This is a genomic window from Holophagales bacterium, assembly GCA_016699405.1.
GTDB lineage: Bacteria > Acidobacteriota > Thermoanaerobaculia > Multivoradales > JAGPDF01 > JAAYLR01.
In genome coordinates, this window is record CP064972.1 from 233062 (window position 1) to 250404 (window position 17343).

Here is a 17343-nt window from a genome sequence, read left to right on the forward strand (position 1 = left end):
GCTCTTACTGGAGCTTGAAGTTGACGGTGAGGTTGAAGTAGACGGAGACGGGCCGGCCGTTGAGCGTCGCCGGCTTGAAGCGCCACATCTTGACGGCATCGGCGGCCGCCTGGTCGAGGCCCATGGGAAGACCCTTGAGCACCCGCACGTTGGTCACGCTACCGCTCTTGTCGATGATCGCTTCGACGATTACGACGCCCTGGATCCGGGCCTTGCGCGCGATCTCGGTATAGGCGGGGGGCACCCGCTGGATCGCCACCGGCGGCTCGACCGAACCCTGGACGTAGAGAATCTCTTCTTCCTTCTTTTCGGGCATCTGGCCGCCGAGCACGCCACCCGGAGGGCCGCCGACGATGCCGCCGAGGACGCCACCTTCGACGCCGCCCTCGACACCGCCTTCGACGCCACCGTCCATGCCGGTGTCAGGTCCGGCCTTCGGCGCTTCGGCGGGGATCTCGACCGGCTGGACCGGCGTCGTGACCGCCACCTTCGGCGCTTCCACGACGGCTACCTTCTTCGGCGGCGGCGGAGGAGGAGGCGGCGGGGGCGGCGGGGACATCGCCTGGACGAAGGAAACCTGGACTGGCGGCTCGTCGACGAGCTCGATCGTCCAGTACTGCGCGACGACCGTGCCGGCCAGCACCAGGGCGTGGACGGCGACGGCCACCGGCACGAAGAGCAGACGGCTCTTCGGCTGCGGCTTCTTCTGCGATTCGATGAGCGCGTTCTCGAACATCGTGGGTCGCTCCTCTCGCTCAGGAACCGGCCGGCTTCGCAGCCGCGGCCTTCTGGCGCTCGCGAATGGCCTTCGCCCGATCGAGCCACTCCTGCGCCTTGGTGTAGTAGTCCTGGGCGACGTAGGGATCGGTCTCGAGCTTGGCCTTCTCGCGGTACAAGAGATTGATGTAGACCATCGTCTGGAAATCTTCCGGCTTGATGCGATCGGCCGTGGTCAGGGCGGTCATCCCGAGCTCGACCATCTTGGCCCGCGCCTCGAGCGAGAGCGTGGGGTCACGATAGGACTTGCTCCAGCAGTTCACGCCCACCGTGTAGAGCCGTTCCGGATCGGGCTTGGCGCCACCCGACTTGATCACGTGATCATAGGCGGCCTCGATCCGGTCGGCGCGCAACAGGATGCTGAAGATCTGCCCGTCGATCTCGTTCTTGATCTCCGGCTTCGCCGTCGCCTTCGCCTTCAGCTTCGCGATGGCGTCGTCCCACTTCTGCATGTTGACGAGCGTGGTGATGATGTACTCGTCGGTCTTCGGATCGTCCGGGAAGGCCAGCTTGTACTTCTCGAACGCATCCATCGAGGTCTTGGCCCAGGCCAGATTCGACTTCGACTCGTCTCCGGGCTTGTAGAGCACCATCGAGGCGAGACCGACCGAGCGCCAGATCTGGCGGGCCTCCGGGTCCAGCTTGAGACCGGCCTGGTACTCGTTGACCGCGGCCTCGTACTTTTCGGCGCGGTAGAACTGGTTGCCTTCTTTGAAGTGGGTTCGCGCCTTGAACTTCTGGCAGCCCGCCAGGGTCGGGGCGAGAAGCAGCGTCGCGAGGAGGAACGGAACGGCTCTGGTTCGCATGGGTTCGTGGCCTCGCCGCAGTGGGGCGGCAGACTGGTGCGAGCGGATTGCGCGACCGGCCTCGGGCACCGGGAACGACGGCCCGGCGCCCGACGGCGCGCCAGGCGCCAGAGTGCGCGCCCGAGGGGCCGCCGGCGGCCGGCGGCAGGAGCCGCTCGCAAGTTGGAGCGATGAGAACGATGCTGCGGGATCGGGGACGCGGCGCGAAAAGGCTGGCATGGGTCGTCGGTCCTCGTCGCCGCGCGCTACCGGGCCGGGCTCGCCCCGCGAGTCGCCGCTCCGCCGACGACCCGGCCCCGGCTCCCCGCCTGGGCTGAGACGACCGGCACGGCGCCGCGTTCTGCCGCGGACCCGACGGAGACGACGGCTGCCCAACCCGGAGCCGCCCCCCTACCCTGGCGGCGCAGCTCCTGCCAGCCCGCACGCCGGGCGACCTGAGCGGTGATCCCGTGACGGCACGGGTGGTGCGAGCGGGTCATAGGAAAATGGGCGGCGACCGAGGTCTTTCGACCGGAAACAGCGGCTTACTCTAGGCTTTCCGGGCCTATTGTCAAGTGCCGAGGCAGCCGCCAACCCCGCACCGGGCCGCCCTTGCCACCCTCTCGGGCGGGCCGCAGCGGTCCCCTGGATATTACCTCGCGAAGGGCATGGCAGAATAGGCGGGCATAGCCGTTCCCGCCTGTCTGTCGCCGATGCGGAGGAGGAAGTGATCCCATGATTCGTGCCCTGCTGCGCTCGGGCCCCCTGCTGCTTGCCAGTGCGTCCGCCGCCCTGGCGAGCGACGCAGCCCCCGCCACCGAGTCCGCCGCTCACGCGCCGGCCTCCGATTTCACCTCGATGCTCTTCGTCTTCCTGCTCGCGACCTTCATCGGCATGGGCGTCATCACCCGGGTCTCCCGGCTGCTGCACACCCCGCTGATGTCCCTGACCAACGCCATCTCGGCCATCGCGGTGGTCGGCGCCATCGTGCTCTCCGGCGGTGCGGAGTACCCGCTGCCGATCCGCATCCTCGGCGCGATCGCCCTCTTCGCCTCGATGACCAACATCGTCAGCGGCTTCCTGATCACCGACCGCATGCTGAAGATGTTCAAGACGCGCGAGGCCAAGAAGCCATGAGCGCCTTCTTCGCGCAGTTCGCCTACCTCGCCGGCGCCGCCCTCTTCATCTTCTCGCTGCACTGGATGAACGACCCGAAGACGGCCCGCAAGGGCGTCTTCGCCGGCGTCGCGGGGATGACGCTCGCCATTCTCGGCACCCTGTTGCGACCCGACATCGTCCACTGGGAGTGGCTGGCGATCGCCGCCGCCCTCGGCGCGATCGTCGGCTGGCCGCTGTCGCGCGTGCCGCTCACCGCGGTACCGCAGCGGACGGCGCTTTCCCACGCCTTCGGCGGCCTCGCCGCCGGCCTCGTCGGCACGGCGAAGTTCTACTACTGGCTGGGCGAGGGCGGCGCGGAGCTGACCAAGTTCCGGATGACCGCCATCATCCTCGAGATCCTCCTCGGCTACCTGACCTTCACCGGCTCGCTGATGGCCGCCGGCAAGCTCCAGGAGCTGCGCTGGATCCCGCAGCGCCCGGTGACCTATCCGCTGCAGAACCTGAGCAACCTGCTGATCCTCGCCGCCGGCGTCGCCTGCGGCGGTCTGCTGGTGTGGAACCCGGCGCAGTACGGCTATCTGTTCCCGGTCGTCATCGCCGTGGCGCTCGCCTTCGGCGTCCTGCTGATCATCCCGATCGGCGGCGCCGACATGCCGACAGTGATCTCGCTGCTCAACTCCTACGCCGGCCTCGCCGCCGTGGCGATGGGCTTCGTTCTCGACAACAAGCTCCTGGTGGTCGCCGGCGCTCTCGACGGCTCCTCGGGCCTGATCCTGTCGATCATCATGTGCAAGGCGATGAACCGCTCCTTCACCAACGTCCTCTTCGGCGCCTTCGGCCAGGTGCAGGCGGCCGGTGCCGCCGGCGAGCAGAAGACGGCCAAGAAGGAGACGCCCGAGGGTGCCGCCCAGGTGATGGAACAGGCGCAGCTGGTGGTGATCGTCCCCGGCTACGGCATGGCGGTCGCCCAGGCCCAGCACCGCGTGCGCGAGCTCTTCGACCAGCTCACCAAGCGTGGCGTCGACGTGCGCTTCGCCATCCACCCGGTGGCCGGCCGCATGCCCGGGCACATGAACGTCCTGCTCGCCGAGGCCGATATCCCGTACGAGAAGCTCGTCGAGATGGACGACATCAACCACGACATGGCACAGGCCGACGTCGTGCTGGTGATCGGCGCCAACGACGTGGTCAACCCGGCGGCGCGGCACGACAAGTCGAGCCCGATCTTCGGCATGCCGATCATCGACGCCGACAAGGCGCGCACCTGCTTCGCCATCAAGCGGTCGATGAACCCCGGCTTCGCCGGCATCGAGAACGAGCTGTACTTCGCCCCCAACACCTACATGCTCTTCGGCGATGCCAAGGCGGTGGTCAGCGAGATCGTCAAGGCGCTGGCCGGCGAGGGCGGCGGGCACTGAGACGGTCGCACCGTCGCACGACGAAAAAGGCCGGGCCCGTGGGCCCGGCCTTTTTTCTTGCGCTGCACTCGTGGCGGCGCGGGGTCCCGCTCAGAAGCTCCAGGCCAGCCGCACGCCGAGCCAGAAGAGCCCGTCCTTCGGCGTTTCGCCGACCAGATCGCGAGGGTTGAACCCCTCCGGATCGTCGACCCAGGTGTAATTCAGGGACGGCGTGAAGGCGAACGAGCCCGAGGTCCAGGTGAGCGGCAACGTCGCGGTGACGTTCGTCAGGCGATCGGCCACGCCGTACTGATTGCTCCAGCCCGCGAGCACCTTCGGCTCGGTCGACAGCGTGTCCCCCTCGAACGGCAGCGAGAAGCCGAACTCGACGTAGTCGCCCTTGATGTTGTCGTCGAGGCCGCGGTAGTACTCGACGAGCGTCTTGAAATGCTCGCTCGCCTTCCAATACGCGTAGAGGTTGGCCTCGAGGTCCGAGGTGTCACCGTAGGCGAAATCGCGCGTCCAGGTCGACTCGTAGCGGTAGTAGTAGAGCGCCCCGCCGACCGTCCAGGCCCCGCCCGCGAGCTCGGTCTCGTAGCCCAGCGTCGCATCGACCTCGTCGAAGTCGGTCTTGTCGTCCCCGAGCGACGCGTCGTTCTTGAGGCCGCCGATCACGCCGACGTTCATCCACAGTCCGGGCGCCGCCGACGGCGAGTAGTTGAGATAGACCAGCAACGACGGGTCGCCGTGCGACAGGTCGTAGCCGCGCCAGATGTAGCGGCTCACGCCGTCGACGGTCAGCTCGAACTCCGGCTCGTCGCCGGCCCACACGGCACCGGCCGGCAGGACGAGGGTCGCCAGCAGCAGGATCTTCAGCAGCTTCTTCATGGTCTCCTCCGGCGCCTCACTGCGCCTTGATCTCGGTCCACAGCTCGTCGAGAAGCGTCGTCGTGTCGCCCAGGTCCTCGATGAGCTCGCAGCGTGCCACGACCTCGTCCGGCGGGTAGATCGCCGGATCGGCGAGGATCTCGGGGCGGATGAACTGCCGGGCCGCCAGGTTCGCGCTCGCGTAGCTCGTGCCGTTGACCAGGCGCGCACCGATCTCCGGCTGGAGCAGGAAGTCGATGAATTCGTAGGCCACGTCGACGTGGCGAGACGCGGCGGGGATCGCCATGCTGTCGAGCCACAGCGTCCCGCCCTCCTTCGGCACCACGTAGGCGAGCCGCTCGGGGGCGCTGCGCGCCGCCTCGGCGAGCTGACCGTTGTAACCGTGAGCGAGGTCGACATCGCCCGAGGCGAGGATGTTGGAGAAGTCGCCGCTGTTGTAGGTGCGTATCAGCCGCTTCTGCTCGCGCAGCATCGCCGCCGCCTGCCGCAGCACCGCCGGGTCCTTCTCGTTGAGCGACCGACCCATCCGCTTGAGCGCCGCGGCGAAGCACTCGCGCATGTCGTCGAGCATCAGGATGCGCCCCTTGTGCTTGGGGTCGAACACCGCGGCCCAGCTGTCGACCGCGCCGACCGCCGTCTTGTTGAAGCCGATCCCGGTCGTGCCCCAGAAATACGGGACCGTGTGGGCGTTGTGCGGATCGAACGGCTTGTCGAGGAATCGCGGGTCGAGGTTCGACCAGTGCGTCAGACGGGCACGATCGAGCTCGCGGATCAGCTTCTCCTCGGCCAGGATCTTGACCATGTAGTCCGACGGCACCACGAGGTCGTAGTCGGCCACCCCGGACTTGAGCTTGGCGAGCAGCGCCTCGTTCGAGTCGTAGAGATCGACGCTCACCTTCGTGCCGGTCCGCTTGGCGAAGTCGTCGATGACGTCCTGCGGCAGGTAGGCCGACCAGATGAAGACGTTGAGCTTCTTTTCCGGCGGCGCGGGAGCCTTGGCCTCGCGGTCGCAGCCGGCGGCCAGGGCCGCCGCGAACAGCGTGGCGGCGAGAACGGCGGTCGAACGGCGGATCATTTCTTCCCTCCTTCGAGCGGACGCTGCTGCAGCCGCTGAGCGGCGACGATGAAGACGACGGTGACGAGCAAGAGCAGGGTCGAGACGGCGTTGACCTCCGGGGTGACACCGACCTTGAGCATCGAGTAGATCTGCAGCGGCAGGGTCGTGGCACCGACGCCGGCGACGAACGAGGTGACCACGTAGTCGTCGATCGAGATTGTGAAGACGAGCAGCGCCCCGGCGACGATCCCCGGCAGGATCAGCGGCAGCGTGACGCGACGGAAGGTCTCGAGCGGCGTCGCCCCCAGGTCGAGGGCGGCCTCTTCGAGCTCGCGGTCGAAACCGGCCAGGCGGGCGCGCACCACGATCGCCACGTAGGAGACCGAAAAGACGACGTGGGCGACGACGACCGTCCAGATCGACAGGCGCAGGTTGACCACGCCGAAGAAGGTGACCAGTGCCGCGCCGAGGACGATCTCCGGGATGATGATCGGCAGGTAGAGCGTCGCCTGGGTGGCGCCACGCCCGCGGAACTCGTGCCGGGCAAGCGCCAGCGCGACCAGGGTGCCGACCACCGTGGCGATCGCCGTGGTCAGGCAGGCCACCAGCAGGCTGTTCTGCACCGAGCGCAGCACCTGCTCGTTGTGCGCCAGCCGCACGTACCAGTCGAGGGTGAAGCCTTGCCAGACCGCCGTCTGGCGCGCGCGATTGAAGGAAAAGACCACCAGCACGACGATCGGCAGGTAGAGGAAGAGATAGACCGCCCAGGCGTGAACGGCCAGCAGGCGGCGCTCCCAGCCGAAGGGCTGGGCGCGCGGCACCGGTGCCGGGCGCCCGACGAGACGCTCCGGCAGCTCGGCCGTGGCACCCGCCGGCGCTTCGGCGCTCACAGCAGGACCTCCTGCCCACGGCGCCGGGTGTAGAGGGCGTAGGCGAAGAGCAGCAAGAGGACGACCGCCGTCAGCTCGAAGGCGAGTGCGGCACCGAACGGCTGGTTGCGGGCGATCGAGAACTGGTTCTGGATCAGGTTGCCGAGCAGGATCGTGCGGGCGCCGCCGAGCAGGTCGGAGACGACGAACTGACCGAGCGACGGGATGAAGACCAGCACCACGCCGGCGACGATTCCGGGCATCGTCATCGGCACGGTGACCCGGACGAAGGTGCTGGCGTGCCCGGCGCCGAGGTCGGTCGACGCTTCGAGCAGCGTCAGGTCGAGCTTCTCGAGCGAGGCGTAGAGCGGCAGGATCATGAACGGCAGCTCGCCGTAGACCAGGCCGATCAGCACGGCGAAGTTGCCGTAGAGCAGATCGAGCGGCCGGTCGACGAGCCCGCCGCCGACGAGCAGCGTGTTGACCAGGCCCTCGGTACGCAGGATCAGCATCCAGGCGTAGGTGCGGATCAGGAAGCTGGTCCAGAACGGGATCACCACCAGACCGAGCAGCAGGTTCTTGCGCCGCGGCGGCGCCAGGACGGCGATGTAGTAGGCGACCGGATAGCTGACCACCAGGCAGAGCAGCGTGGTGACCACCGCCATCCAGAGCGAGCGCCAGCCGATCGCCAGGTAGATCGGTTCGAGCGAGTGGGCGTAGTTGCCGAGAAAGGCGCCGCTCGCCACGTAATGCCCGAGGTCGTCGATCGGCGCGAGGCCGCCGTAGGTCGCGCGCTGACCGAAGCTGACGACGAGGATCAGCCCCAGCGGAACGAGGAAGAAGAGCCCGAGCGTCGCCCAGGTGGGCAGCGCCAGCAGGTAGGCGAAGGGGCTCGGCCGCCGCTCGCTTCCGGCCACGCTCAGCTCCCCGCAGCCGGCAGCAGGACGGCGTGGCGCGGATCCCAGCAGAGGAAGGCGCGACTGCCGGGCTCGAACTGCGACCGCTCCTCGAACGGCCGTTCGTTCTGCTCGTAGATCACGTAGCTCTCGCCGCGCCCGTCACGCACCAGCCAGACGGTGCTCACTCCCTGATAGAGGCGCTCCTGGACCGTCACCGGCAGCGAGGGCAGGCCGCGCGACGTCTGATCTTCGGCGCGCAGGTCGAGCTTCTCGGGTCGCACGACGAAGCGCACTTCGTCGTGTGGGCGCGTCCCTCCGGCGGGCATCTTGAAATCGACCCCCGGCAGGAGCGACAGCGAGAGCAGCCCTTCGGCGAGCCCGCGCACGCTGGCGGTGAAGAAGTTGCTCGCCCCCATGAACTCGGCCACGAATTCGGTGCGCGGGTACTCGAAGAGCTTCGGGGAGGCGTCGAGCTGTTCGATCCGTCCGCGGTTCATCACCGCGATCCGGTCGCTCATCGCCAGCGCCTCCTCTTGATCGTGAGTGACGAAGAGAAAGGTGATGCCGAGCCGCCGTTGCAGGCTCTTGAGCTCGACCTGGACCTCCTTGCGCAGCTTCTGGTCGAGCGCGCCGAGCGGCTCGTCGAGCAGCAACACCGCGGGCTCCGGGGCGAGCGCGCGTGCGAGCGCCACGCGCTGCCGCTGGCCGCCAGAAAGCTGTTCGGGATAGCGGCGATCGAACCCCTCGAGCCGCACCAGAGCGAGACACTCCTCGACCTTGCGCCGCCGGGCGGCCCGGTCGAGGTTCTTGTAGCGGAGCCCGAAGGCGACGTTCTCTTCCACCGTCAGGTGCGGAAAGAGGGCGTAGTGCTGGAAAACCAGGTTCACCGGCCGCCGGTAGGGCGGCACCATCGTCACGTCGACGCCGCGGATGCGCACCGTGCCGGTCGTCGGCAGCTCGAAGCCGCCGATCATTCGCAGGAGGGTGGTCTTGCCGCAGCCGCTCGGACCGAGGAGGCCGAAGAACTCGCCGCTGTGGATGGCGAGCGAGACGTCGTCGACCGCGACGAAATCGCCGAAGCGCTTCGAGACCCGTTCGATCTCGACGGTCGGCGCGGCCGTGCCCGGTGCTTCCACCTAGGAAGGGGCTCCTCGCCCGGGGACACACGAGGACGACAGGAGGGTCAGCGACGCTTCGCCCATGAGCCCGCCGATTCTCGCACATCGTCGCCGGGCCACGACGCACCTCGTGGGATGATCCCCCCGTGCTGCTCACCTCGGCCGACTCGCTGGCGATCGTCCTCGTCCGACCCAAGGAGGAGGGCAATGTCGGCGCGGCGGCGCGGGCCATGGCCAACACCGGCTTCTCCCGCCTGCTCCTCGTCGAGCCCGCCCCGCCGCTCGGCGCGACCGCTCGGGCCTTTGCCGTCGGGGCCGGCGCGATCCTCGACCGCGTCGAGCGCCACCCCGACCTGGCGAGCGCGCTCGCCCCCTTCCGCCGGGTGGCGGCGACGAGCTCGGGGCGCGACCGCGCCATGGCGGTTCCGGCGGTCACCGCACGCGAGCTCCCGTCGCGGCTCGCCGCCGATCCACCGGGCACACCGACGGCGCTGGTCTTCGGCCCCGAACGCTCCGGGCTCACCGCCGACGAGCTGGCGCTCGCATCCCTTCTCGTCTCCATTCCGTGCGCCCCGGCGCAGCCGACCCTCAACCTTGCCCAGACCGTGCTGTTGCTCTGCTACGAGCTGTGGACCGCGACGAGCGGCTCGCTCGCCGCCAGCGGAGAACCGCCGGCGCCGCACGGCGAGGTCGACGGCCTGCTCGCCCAACTCGCCGCTCTGGCCCATGCGAGCGGCTTCGCCCGGGATGACAGCTACCCGATCGTCGAGCGCGATCTGCGCAATCTTCTCGCCCGGGCGGGGGCGACCTCGCGCGAGGTCCGCATCCTTCGCGGTCTCGTTCGCCGGACCGCCCGGACGCTCGAACGTCAGGGTCGCGCCAAGCCGGGCGAAGGACCGCCTTCGACGAGGCCACGGCCGGCCGCCGGGACGGGTGAGACCGGGTGATAGACTCCCCGGCCTTGGCAGCCCGGGCAGGCCTCCCGCCGCCGCGGGCGCGACCTCCGACCTCCCTGCGAGTCTCTTGCGACCGATGATCCGCCCCGCCCGACCGCTCCAGCTCGTCTTTGATCCGACAGCGGAGATCTTCGCCACCGACAGCTCGGGCAGCTTCGCCTTCACGCTGACCCTCAACGGATCGCCCTCCGTCGACACCGAGCCGTACGACGAGGTCCGCTTCGTCTTCTCCGTCTGGCACCCCGCCGGCGGCAAGTCGATCGACCTCGATCGCGCCTACCTCGAGCTGCAGGGATCGTTCGACCCGGAAGAGGACCACTGGACCAAGCTCGCCGAGATCGAGCCGGTGGTGGCCCCCTATGGAGCCGGCGACACCTTCGACGGCTGGATCGTGCTGCCCGTGATGGCCTCGCGCAGTGCCTACGCCCTGGTCGGCAACGGCTTCGAGCCGCGCAGCCGCCTGCAGGTGCGGGCCAGCGCCTATCTCGTCTCCTGACGGCGAGCGCCTCCGCCCGGACGCCGAGCGAGCTCGCGCCGATCGCCGCCGCAACGCACCAAGGAGCGCCCCATGAAGCACCTCGAGCTGCTTTCCCGCCTCGCCCAGCCGGCGGAGGGCAAGATCGTCCTGCTCGTCCTCGACGGCGTCGGCGACCTGCGCAACGCCGACCAGCCCCAGACCGCCCTCGAGGCGGCTCGCACCCCGAACCTCGACGCGCTCGCTGCCGGCGGCTCGCTCGGCAGGATCGTCCCGGTCGCCACAGGCGTTACCCCCGGTAGCGGCCCCGGCCACCTCGCGCTCTTCGGCTACGATCCGAACAGTCCCGAAGGGGACATCGGCCGCGGCATCCTCGAGGCGCTCGGCCTCGGCCTCGAGCTCCGGCGCGGCGACGTCGCGGCGCGCGGCAACTACGCCACCGCCGACGCCACCGGCCGCCTCACCGACCGGCGGGCCGGACGAATCCCCAGCGAGGAGTGCCGGCGCGTCACCGCCAAGGCCGCCGCGGCGCTCGCCGGACTTCCCGGCGCCGAGGTGACGCTGGTCCCCGGCGAGGCACACCGGTTCGTCATGCTGCTGCGCGGCGAAGGGCTGTCGCCGGCGCTTGCCGACACCGACCCGCAGGCGCTCGGCGTGCCGCCGCTCGCGCCCCGGGCGCTCACGCCCGAAGCCGAGCGCACGGCCGAGCTCGTCGCCGCGGCGATCGCTCGCATCGAAGGCGCCATCGCCGACGAACCGAAGGCCAACCGGGCACTGCTGCGCGGCTTCTCCCAGCTTCCTCACCTGCCGCCCATGGGCGAGCTCTACCAGATGCGCCTCGGCGCCTTCGCCGGCTATCCGCTCTACCGCGGCGTCGCCTCGGCCTGCGGCATGGAGGTGGTCCCCTGCGGCAAGCGGATCGGCGAGATCCTCGCCGTGGTGCGCGAGAACTGGGAGCGTTTCGACTTCTTCTTCCTGCACGTCAAACAGACCGATCAGGCGGGAGAGGACGGCAACCTGCCGGCGAAGATCGCGACGATCGAAGAGGTCGATGCCGCTCTGCCACAGCTTCTGGCCCTCGGGCCGGCGGTGATCGCGGTGACCGGCGACCACTCGACGCCGGCCCCGATGAAGGCGCACTCGTGGCACCCGGTGCCGCTCCTCGTCTCCGGCAAGCTCGCCTTCGTCGACGGCGCGACCCGCTTCGACGAGAGCTCGGCGATCGGCGGGCACCTCGGCACCTTCCCGTCGCGCGAGCTCGTCGGCCTGCTGCTCGCCCACGCCGGTCGCCTCGCCAAGTACGGCGCCTGATGCCGCTCGTCATCGACGAGTCGATCGCCATCGCCGCTCCGCCCGAGGCGGTCTGGCGCCTGCTCGAGGATCCGGCGAGCTGGAAAGCCTGGTGGCCGGCCTGCGTCGAGGCACGCACCGTCGACCGGCGGGCGATCCGCGACGGCTCCATCCTCGAGCTGGCGCTCCGTCCTTCCTGGATGACCTTGAAGTTCAAGCCGCGGGTTGAAGCGGCGACGCCGGGCAAGCACCTCATCTGGGTCGGCCAGGGTGGCGGCGTCACCGGCCGCCACGCCTTCTACCTCGACCGCCGCCCGGACGGGACGCTGGTTCGCCAGCAAGAGACATTCTCCGGCCCCGGCGTCCTCGTCATGCGCCTCCTCGGGCAGGTCGAGGCGACGCGGCGGATGTTCCGCGACAATCTCAAGGGGCTCAAGCGGCTCGCCGAGCGGGCCCTCTAGCGCCGCGTCTCGGCGATCCGGCGGGGAACGACTCGGTCCGCGCCGCCACCGTTCGGCGCGGACGCACGATCCGATGAGCCATCGCCCGCTCCGACTCGCCGTCATCCTGGCCCGCGGCCTCGGCACGCGATTGCGCGCCGCCGGCGCGGGCGAGGCGCTCGACGCGCGCCAGGAGCGGGTGGCGGCGCAGGGGCTCAAGGCGATGATGCCGTTCGCCCGGCCGTTCCTCGACTACCAGCTCTCGCGCCTCGCCGACGCCGGATTCCGCCGCGCCTGCCTGGTGATCGGGCCCGAGCACACGGCGGTGCGGGAGCACTACCGCCGCCATCCGACACGGCGTCTGGCTCTCGAATTCGCCGAGCAGGCGGAGCCGCACGGCACGGCCGACGCCGTGCTCGCCGCCGAGCGCATCTGCGGTGGTGACGAGTTCGCGGTGCTCAACGGCGACAATCTCTACCCGAGCGCGGCGCTCGACTCGCTGCAGGGCCTTGGCGGCAGCGGACTGGTCGCCTTCGAGCCCGCCGGCCTCGTGGCCGGGGGCAATATCCCGCCGTCGCGGCTTCGCGCCTTCGCGCTGGTGGCCGTCGATTCCTCCGGCACGCTCGCCGCGATCGTCGAGAAGCCCGACGAGGCGGCAGCCCGCGCCCTGGGGGACGACGCCCTGGTGAGCATGGGCTGCTGGCGTTTCGCACCGTCGATCTTCTCCGCCTGCCGCGCCGTCACACCCTCGCCGCGCGGCGAGCTCGAGCTGCCCGATGCCGTTCGGCTGGCGTCGGCCGCCGGCGTCCGCTTCGGCGTCGCCCGCTGCGCGGCACCGGTGCTCGACCTCGCCCGCCGCGAGGACGTGCCGGCGATCGCCGAGCGACTCGCCGCCGAGCGTGTCGACCCATGAGCGCTCCGGGTCACTCGCTGCCGTTCGACACGGCGCTGACGCGCGTTCTCGGCACGCTCACCGCGGCGGGAGCCTCGGCCGAGCGGTGCGCCTGGCGCGTGCCTGGCCGCCTCGAGGTTCTCGGCAAGCACACCGACTATGCCGGCGGCCGGAGCCTGCTCGCCGCAACCGAGCCCGCCCTCGTCGTCGCCGCCGCGCCGCGCGGCGATCGCCGGGTGCGCGTCACCGACGTCGGGCGCGACGCCGTCGTCGAGCTCGCGCTGGCGCCCGATCTCGCGATCGACCACGGCAGCTGGGGGCGCTATCCGACGAGCGTCGCGCGACGGCTCGCGCGCGACTTCCCCGACCTCGGCACCGGCGCCGAGATCGCCTTCGCCAGCAGCCTGCCGTCCGCCGCCGGCGTCAGCAGCTCGAGCGCTCTGGTGGTCGCGATGTTCACCGCGCTCGCCGCGGTCAACGACCTCGCCGCGCGCCCCGATTACCGCGACGCCCTTCCCGACGGCGCGTCGCTCGCCACCTATCTCGGGTCGATCGAGAGCGGCGCGGCGTACGGACCGTTCGCCGCCGACTTTGGCGTCGGCACGGCCGGCGGCAGCGAGGACCACACGGCGATCCTGCTCGGCCGACGCGGCGCGCTCGGTCGGTTCGCTTTCTGTCCCGTCCGACCCGAAGCCGCGGTTCCGCTTCCCGCGGGGCTCGCCTTCGTCGTCGCGGGGAGCGGCGTCCACGCCGCGAAGGCCTCCGGGGCACGCGACGCCTTCAACCGCCTCGCGTCGACCGCTGCCGCCCTCGTCGCTGTCTGGCGCCGCGCTACCGGAGGAGACGAGTCGACGCTCGGGGCGATTCTCGAGCTCCCGGGAGCTGCCGAACGGCTCGCCGGGCTCGTCCGCGCCAGCGCCGAGGCGGGGATCCCGCCGCCCGAGCTCCTCGCCCGGCTCGACCAGTTCGTGCTCGAGAGCGAGCACGCGGTCCCTGGCGCCGCTGCGGCGCTCGTCGACGGCGATCTCGGGAGGTTCGCCGCCTGGGTCGAGCGCTCGGTCGAGGCCGGGGTGCGCGGCCTCGGCAATCAGGTCCCGGAGACGCTGGCCCTCGTTGCCAGCGCCCGGCGTCTCGGGGCGATCGCCGCCTCGCCGTTCGGCGCCGGATTCGGCGGCAGCGTCTGGGCGCTGCTGCCGGCGGACGACGCCGCCTCCTTCGGCGAGACCTGGCTCGCCGACCACCGCGCGGCCTTCCCCGCCTGCGCCGCGCGCGCCGGCTTCTTTCTCACCGGCGCGGCCGACGGATTGAGCCCGCTGCTCGGAGTTGCGTGAGGAGGTCCCCATGTCGATGTCGATCGTCGTCGCCCTGCTCGTCGCCTTGGTCTCCCCGCTCGCCGCCGCCGAGACCGCACCCGCTATCCCCGAGGCGGGAGCCGCACAGTTGACGATCGACGCCGCTGGATCGATCACCCTGACCAACGAGGCCTTCACCGCGCACTGGCGCGAACGACCCGGCCTCCGCTTCACCGGCCTCACCGATCACTGGGGCGCGACGACGCTGCCCGCCACCGAGCCGTTCGTGCTGGTCTTCGCCGATGGCCGGCGGGCCGCCGCCTCGACCCTCGCGCGCCGCGGGCGAACGCGACGGATCGCGCTGCCGCCCCAGCCCGCCGCGTCGCGACGGGCCGAACGATCCGGCGGCGTCGCCGTCGAGGTGCGGCTCGCCGACCCGCCGAGCGGGCTCACGGTGACCTGGCGCGCCGTGCTGCGGGACGGCTCGCCGTATCTGCGCACCGAGCTCACGCTCGCAGCCACGCGGCACGACGTGGCGCTGGCCGAGGTGGTGCTCGTCGAGCTGCCCCAGAGCGGGTGGCGCATCGCCGGCAGTGTCGCCGGCTCGCCGGCGGTCGCCGGCAGCCGCTTCCTGTCGACCGAACATCCGATGGCCGAAACGGTCGCCGATGCGAACGGCGTGCGATCGCTTCTGCGGCGCAAGTTGCCGCTGCGCCGCGGCACCGCGGTGGCCTACAGCGCGGTCATCGGATTCGCGCCGCCCGGACAGCTCCGCCGCGGCCTGCTCGCCTATGTCGAGCGCGAACGAGCGCATCCCTACCGGCCGTTCCTGCACTACAACTCCTGGTACGACATCGGCTACTTCACCCCCTACACCGAGGACGACTGCCTGCGGACGATCCGCACCTGGGGCCGGGAGCTGGTCGAACGGCGCGGCGTGCCGCTCGCCTCGTTCCTCTTCGACGACGGTTGGGACGACACGTCGACGGTCTGGGAGTTCCACCGCGGCTTCCCGCGTGGCTTCGCCCCGCTGCGCGAGGAGGCGGCGCGGTTCGGGGCCGCACCGGGCGTCTGGCTCTCCCCCTGGGGCGGCTACGGCAAGCCGCGCGAGGCCCGCCTCGCCACGGGCAAGGCCCAGGGCTACGAGGTCGACGATCAGGGGTTCGCACTCTCCGGGCCACGCTACTTCGCCCGCTTCCGCTCCGTGGTGCTCGAGCTGCTCACCCGCTACGGCATCAACCAGTTCAAGCTCGACGGCACCGGAAGCCCCGACAAGTCGACGCCGGGAAGCGGCTTCGACAGTGACTTCGCGGCGGCGATCGCGCTCGTCGACGAGCTGCGCGTTGCCAAGCCCGACCTCTTCGTCAACCTGACGACGGGAACCTGGCCCTCGCCCTTCTGGCTGCGCACCGCCGATTCGATCTGGCGCGGCGGCTCCGACCACGAGCTCGCCGGCGTCGGCAGTGCCCGCCAGCGCTGGATCACCTACCGCGACGCCGACACTTACGGCGGGGTCGTGACCAAGGGGCCGCTCTTCCCGCTCACCTCGCTCATGCTGCACGGGGTGATCCACGCGCGCCACGCACAGGGACTCGCCGACGACCCGGGCGACGACTTCCGCGACGAGGTGCGCTCCTACTTCGGCAGCGGCACGCAGCTCCAGGAGCTCTACGTCAGCCCCGATCGACTCACCCCGGAGAACTGGGACGACCTCGCCGAGGCCGCGCGCTTCGCCCGGGAACGTGCCGACCTCCTGGTCGACACCCATTGGGTGGGCGGCGACCCGGCCCAGCTCGAGGTCTACGGCTGGGCGGCCTGGTCAGCGCGCCGGGCGGTGCTCACCCTGCGCAATCCCGCCGATCGGCCACAGCGCTTCAGCGTCGAGATCGAGCGACTCTTCGAGCTGCCGGCCGGTGCCCCGGCGAGCTACCTCGCCAGACGACCCTGGCGCGAGCAACGCGACCGCGAACCGATCGAGCTCAGCGCCGGGATGCCGCGCACCCTGAAGCTCGCACCGTTCGAGGTGCTGACGCTCGAGCTCGAGCCGCGCGCCGGGTCGGCAACCGTCGTCGCGCCCCCGCAGCCCGCGCCACCCGGCCCTCGCTCGGCCGATCGCCACCGGCTCGCCTGTCTCGGCGAGGCCTTGGCCGATCCGGGGACCCCGGACTGGTGTGAGCGCTTGGCGATGCGACTCGGTGCGGTCGCGGTCCGGTCGAGCCTGAGGCGTGGCGCGACGCTCGCCGATCTGGCAACCACCCCGGACCTCGCCTCGTTCGCTCCCGGGCGCGTGGTCGTTCTGCCAGGCCTCGGCGAGTTGGGGCACGGGGAATGGGACGACAGGCGAGACGGCTGGTCGCCGGCGCTGCGAGCGGTCCTCGAGCGCCTGCGAGAGCTGCCGGGAGCGCCGGAGCTCTTCGTCCTGCGCCCGGACCCCCTCCTCCTGCCGGCGGCGAGCGGGGCCCGCGCGACGATCGAAGGCGAGCTCGCGCCGCTCGCCGTGCAGGCCGGACGGGCCGCGGGGGCCACCGTCGTGGATCTGGCGTTCCTGCCCTCGGAGAACGGGGCGCCGGACGAGGTCGCCGAGCGCGTCACCGATTCCGCCTGGCTCGCGCTCTCCGACGCTCGCGCCCGCAAGGCGGCGTGGAAGGCGAAGGCCGACAACGAGGGTGGAGACTGGGCGGCGGCCGCGTTGGCCGTGGACGGCGACCCGGCCACGTACTGGATGACACAGCACTGGCGCGGCGGCCCTCGGCACCCGCATACCCTGGAGGTCGATCTCGGCGCCGAGCAGCGGATCGCCGCCGTCGTGCTGCTGCCGCCGCAGGACGGCACGATCACCGGGCGGATCCGCCAGCTCGAGCTCTTTACCCGTCGCGACGGGAGCGACGGGGACGACGGGCGGATCGAGCGCACCCTCTCCGATGGCCCGGACAGCCGCGGCGGCGCCCGCGCCGTGCGGATCGCTCTTCCCGCGACGGTCGTCGCCCGCTACCTGAAGCTCGTCGCCTGGTCGGAGGTCGCTGGAGGCCGCGGGACGGCGCTCGCGGAGGTCGACATCCTGCTCGCTCCCCCGGCGCCCTGAGCCGCCG

The 17343-nt window shown here is 70.8% G+C and carries 16 protein-coding genes; 9 read left to right on the forward strand and 7 right to left on the reverse strand.

Going from position 1 to position 17343, the window contains the following annotated elements:
• Positions 1 to 4: 4 nt before the first annotated feature.
• Both IPJ17_01040 and IPJ17_01045 read right to left on the reverse strand, forming a co-directional pair.
• Positions 5 to 736, reverse strand: a complete 732-nt coding sequence (locus IPJ17_01040; GenBank protein ID QQR74218.1) for an energy transducer TonB — start codon at positions 734 to 736, stop codon at positions 5 to 7.
• A gap of 19 nt (positions 737 to 755) precedes the next feature.
• Positions 756 to 1583 carry a tetratricopeptide repeat protein gene (locus tag IPJ17_01045; protein QQR74219.1) on the reverse strand — a complete coding sequence of 276 codons (828 nt, stop codon included), beginning with the start codon at positions 1581 to 1583 and terminating at the stop codon, positions 756 to 758.
• 837 nt (positions 1584 to 2420) lie between these two features.
• Between IPJ17_01045 and IPJ17_01050 the strand changes: the two genes are divergently transcribed.
• Both IPJ17_01050 and IPJ17_01055 read left to right on the forward strand, forming a co-directional pair.
• Positions 2421 to 2699 (forward strand): NAD(P) transhydrogenase subunit alpha, encoded by a 279-nt coding sequence (locus tag IPJ17_01050; GenBank protein QQR76052.1) that lies wholly within the window; start codon positions 2421 to 2423, stop codon positions 2697 to 2699.
• Positions 2696 to 4099 carry an NAD(P)(+) transhydrogenase (Re/Si-specific) subunit beta gene (locus IPJ17_01055; GenBank protein QQR74220.1) on the forward strand — a complete coding sequence of 468 codons (1404 nt, stop codon included), beginning with the start codon at positions 2696 to 2698 and terminating at the stop codon, positions 4097 to 4099. The genes IPJ17_01050 and IPJ17_01055 overlap by 4 nt, the downstream gene beginning before the upstream one ends.
• A 90-nt stretch (positions 4100 to 4189) precedes the next feature.
• Here IPJ17_01055 and IPJ17_01060 read toward each other — a convergent pair whose 3' ends face one another.
• From IPJ17_01060 to IPJ17_01080, 5 genes are all read right to left on the reverse strand, one after another.
• Entirely contained in the window at positions 4190 to 4966 is a 777-nt protein-coding gene (locus IPJ17_01060; protein ID QQR74221.1) for a hypothetical protein, read from the reverse strand.
• 16 nt (positions 4967 to 4982) lie between these two features.
• Entirely contained in the window at positions 4983 to 6041 is a 1059-nt protein-coding gene (locus IPJ17_01065) for a spermidine/putrescine ABC transporter substrate-binding protein (protein ID QQR74222.1), read from the reverse strand.
• Entirely contained in the window at positions 6038 to 6808 is a 771-nt protein-coding gene (locus tag IPJ17_01070) for an ABC transporter permease (protein ID QQR76053.1), read from the reverse strand. Before IPJ17_01070 ends, IPJ17_01065 begins: the two co-directional genes overlap by 4 nt.
• A gap of 101 nt (positions 6809 to 6909) precedes the next feature.
• The gene (locus tag IPJ17_01075; GenBank protein ID QQR76054.1) at positions 6910 to 7770 is read right to left on the reverse strand and encodes an ABC transporter permease; all 861 of its coding nucleotides are present in this window, start codon (positions 7768 to 7770) and stop codon (positions 6910 to 6912) included.
• Between the two features lie 41 nt (positions 7771 to 7811).
• The gene (locus IPJ17_01080) at positions 7812 to 8927 is read right to left on the reverse strand and encodes an ABC transporter ATP-binding protein (GenBank protein ID QQR74223.1); all 1116 of its coding nucleotides are present in this window, start codon (positions 8925 to 8927) and stop codon (positions 7812 to 7814) included.
• Positions 8928 to 9055: 128 nt separating this feature from the next.
• Between IPJ17_01080 and IPJ17_01085 the strand changes: the two genes are divergently transcribed.
• The 7 genes from IPJ17_01085 to IPJ17_01115 all read left to right on the forward strand — a co-directional run bounded on the left by IPJ17_01085 (position 9056) and on the right by IPJ17_01115 (position 17336).
• Entirely contained in the window at positions 9056 to 9856 is an 801-nt protein-coding gene (locus IPJ17_01085) for a hypothetical protein (protein ID QQR74224.1), read from the forward strand.
• 85 nt (positions 9857 to 9941) lie between these two features.
• A complete protein-coding gene (locus IPJ17_01090; protein ID QQR74225.1) occupies positions 9942 to 10361 on the forward strand; it encodes a hypothetical protein in 420 nt (139 codons plus the stop codon).
• A gap of 72 nt (positions 10362 to 10433) precedes the next feature.
• Complete coding sequence (locus IPJ17_01095; GenBank protein ID QQR74226.1) at positions 10434 to 11651, forward strand: 2,3-bisphosphoglycerate-independent phosphoglycerate mutase; 1218 nt, start codon at positions 10434 to 10436, stop codon at positions 11649 to 11651.
• Positions 11651 to 12091, forward strand: a complete 441-nt coding sequence (locus tag IPJ17_01100) for an SRPBCC domain-containing protein (protein QQR74227.1) — start codon at positions 11651 to 11653, stop codon at positions 12089 to 12091. Before IPJ17_01095 ends, IPJ17_01100 begins: the two co-directional genes overlap by 1 nt.
• Positions 12092 to 12164: 73 nt before the next feature.
• Entirely contained in the window at positions 12165 to 12983 is an 819-nt protein-coding gene (locus tag IPJ17_01105) for a nucleotidyltransferase family protein (GenBank protein QQR74228.1), read from the forward strand.
• On the forward strand, positions 12980 to 14293 hold the full coding sequence (locus IPJ17_01110) for a galactokinase (protein QQR74229.1): 1314 nt from the start codon (positions 12980 to 12982) through the stop codon (positions 14291 to 14293). The genes IPJ17_01105 and IPJ17_01110 overlap by 4 nt, the downstream gene beginning before the upstream one ends.
• A gap of 10 nt (positions 14294 to 14303) precedes the next feature.
• Positions 14304 to 17336 carry a discoidin domain-containing protein gene (locus IPJ17_01115; GenBank protein ID QQR74230.1) on the forward strand — a complete coding sequence of 1011 codons (3033 nt, stop codon included), beginning with the start codon at positions 14304 to 14306 and terminating at the stop codon, positions 17334 to 17336.
• Positions 17337 to 17343: the final 7 nt, after the last annotated feature.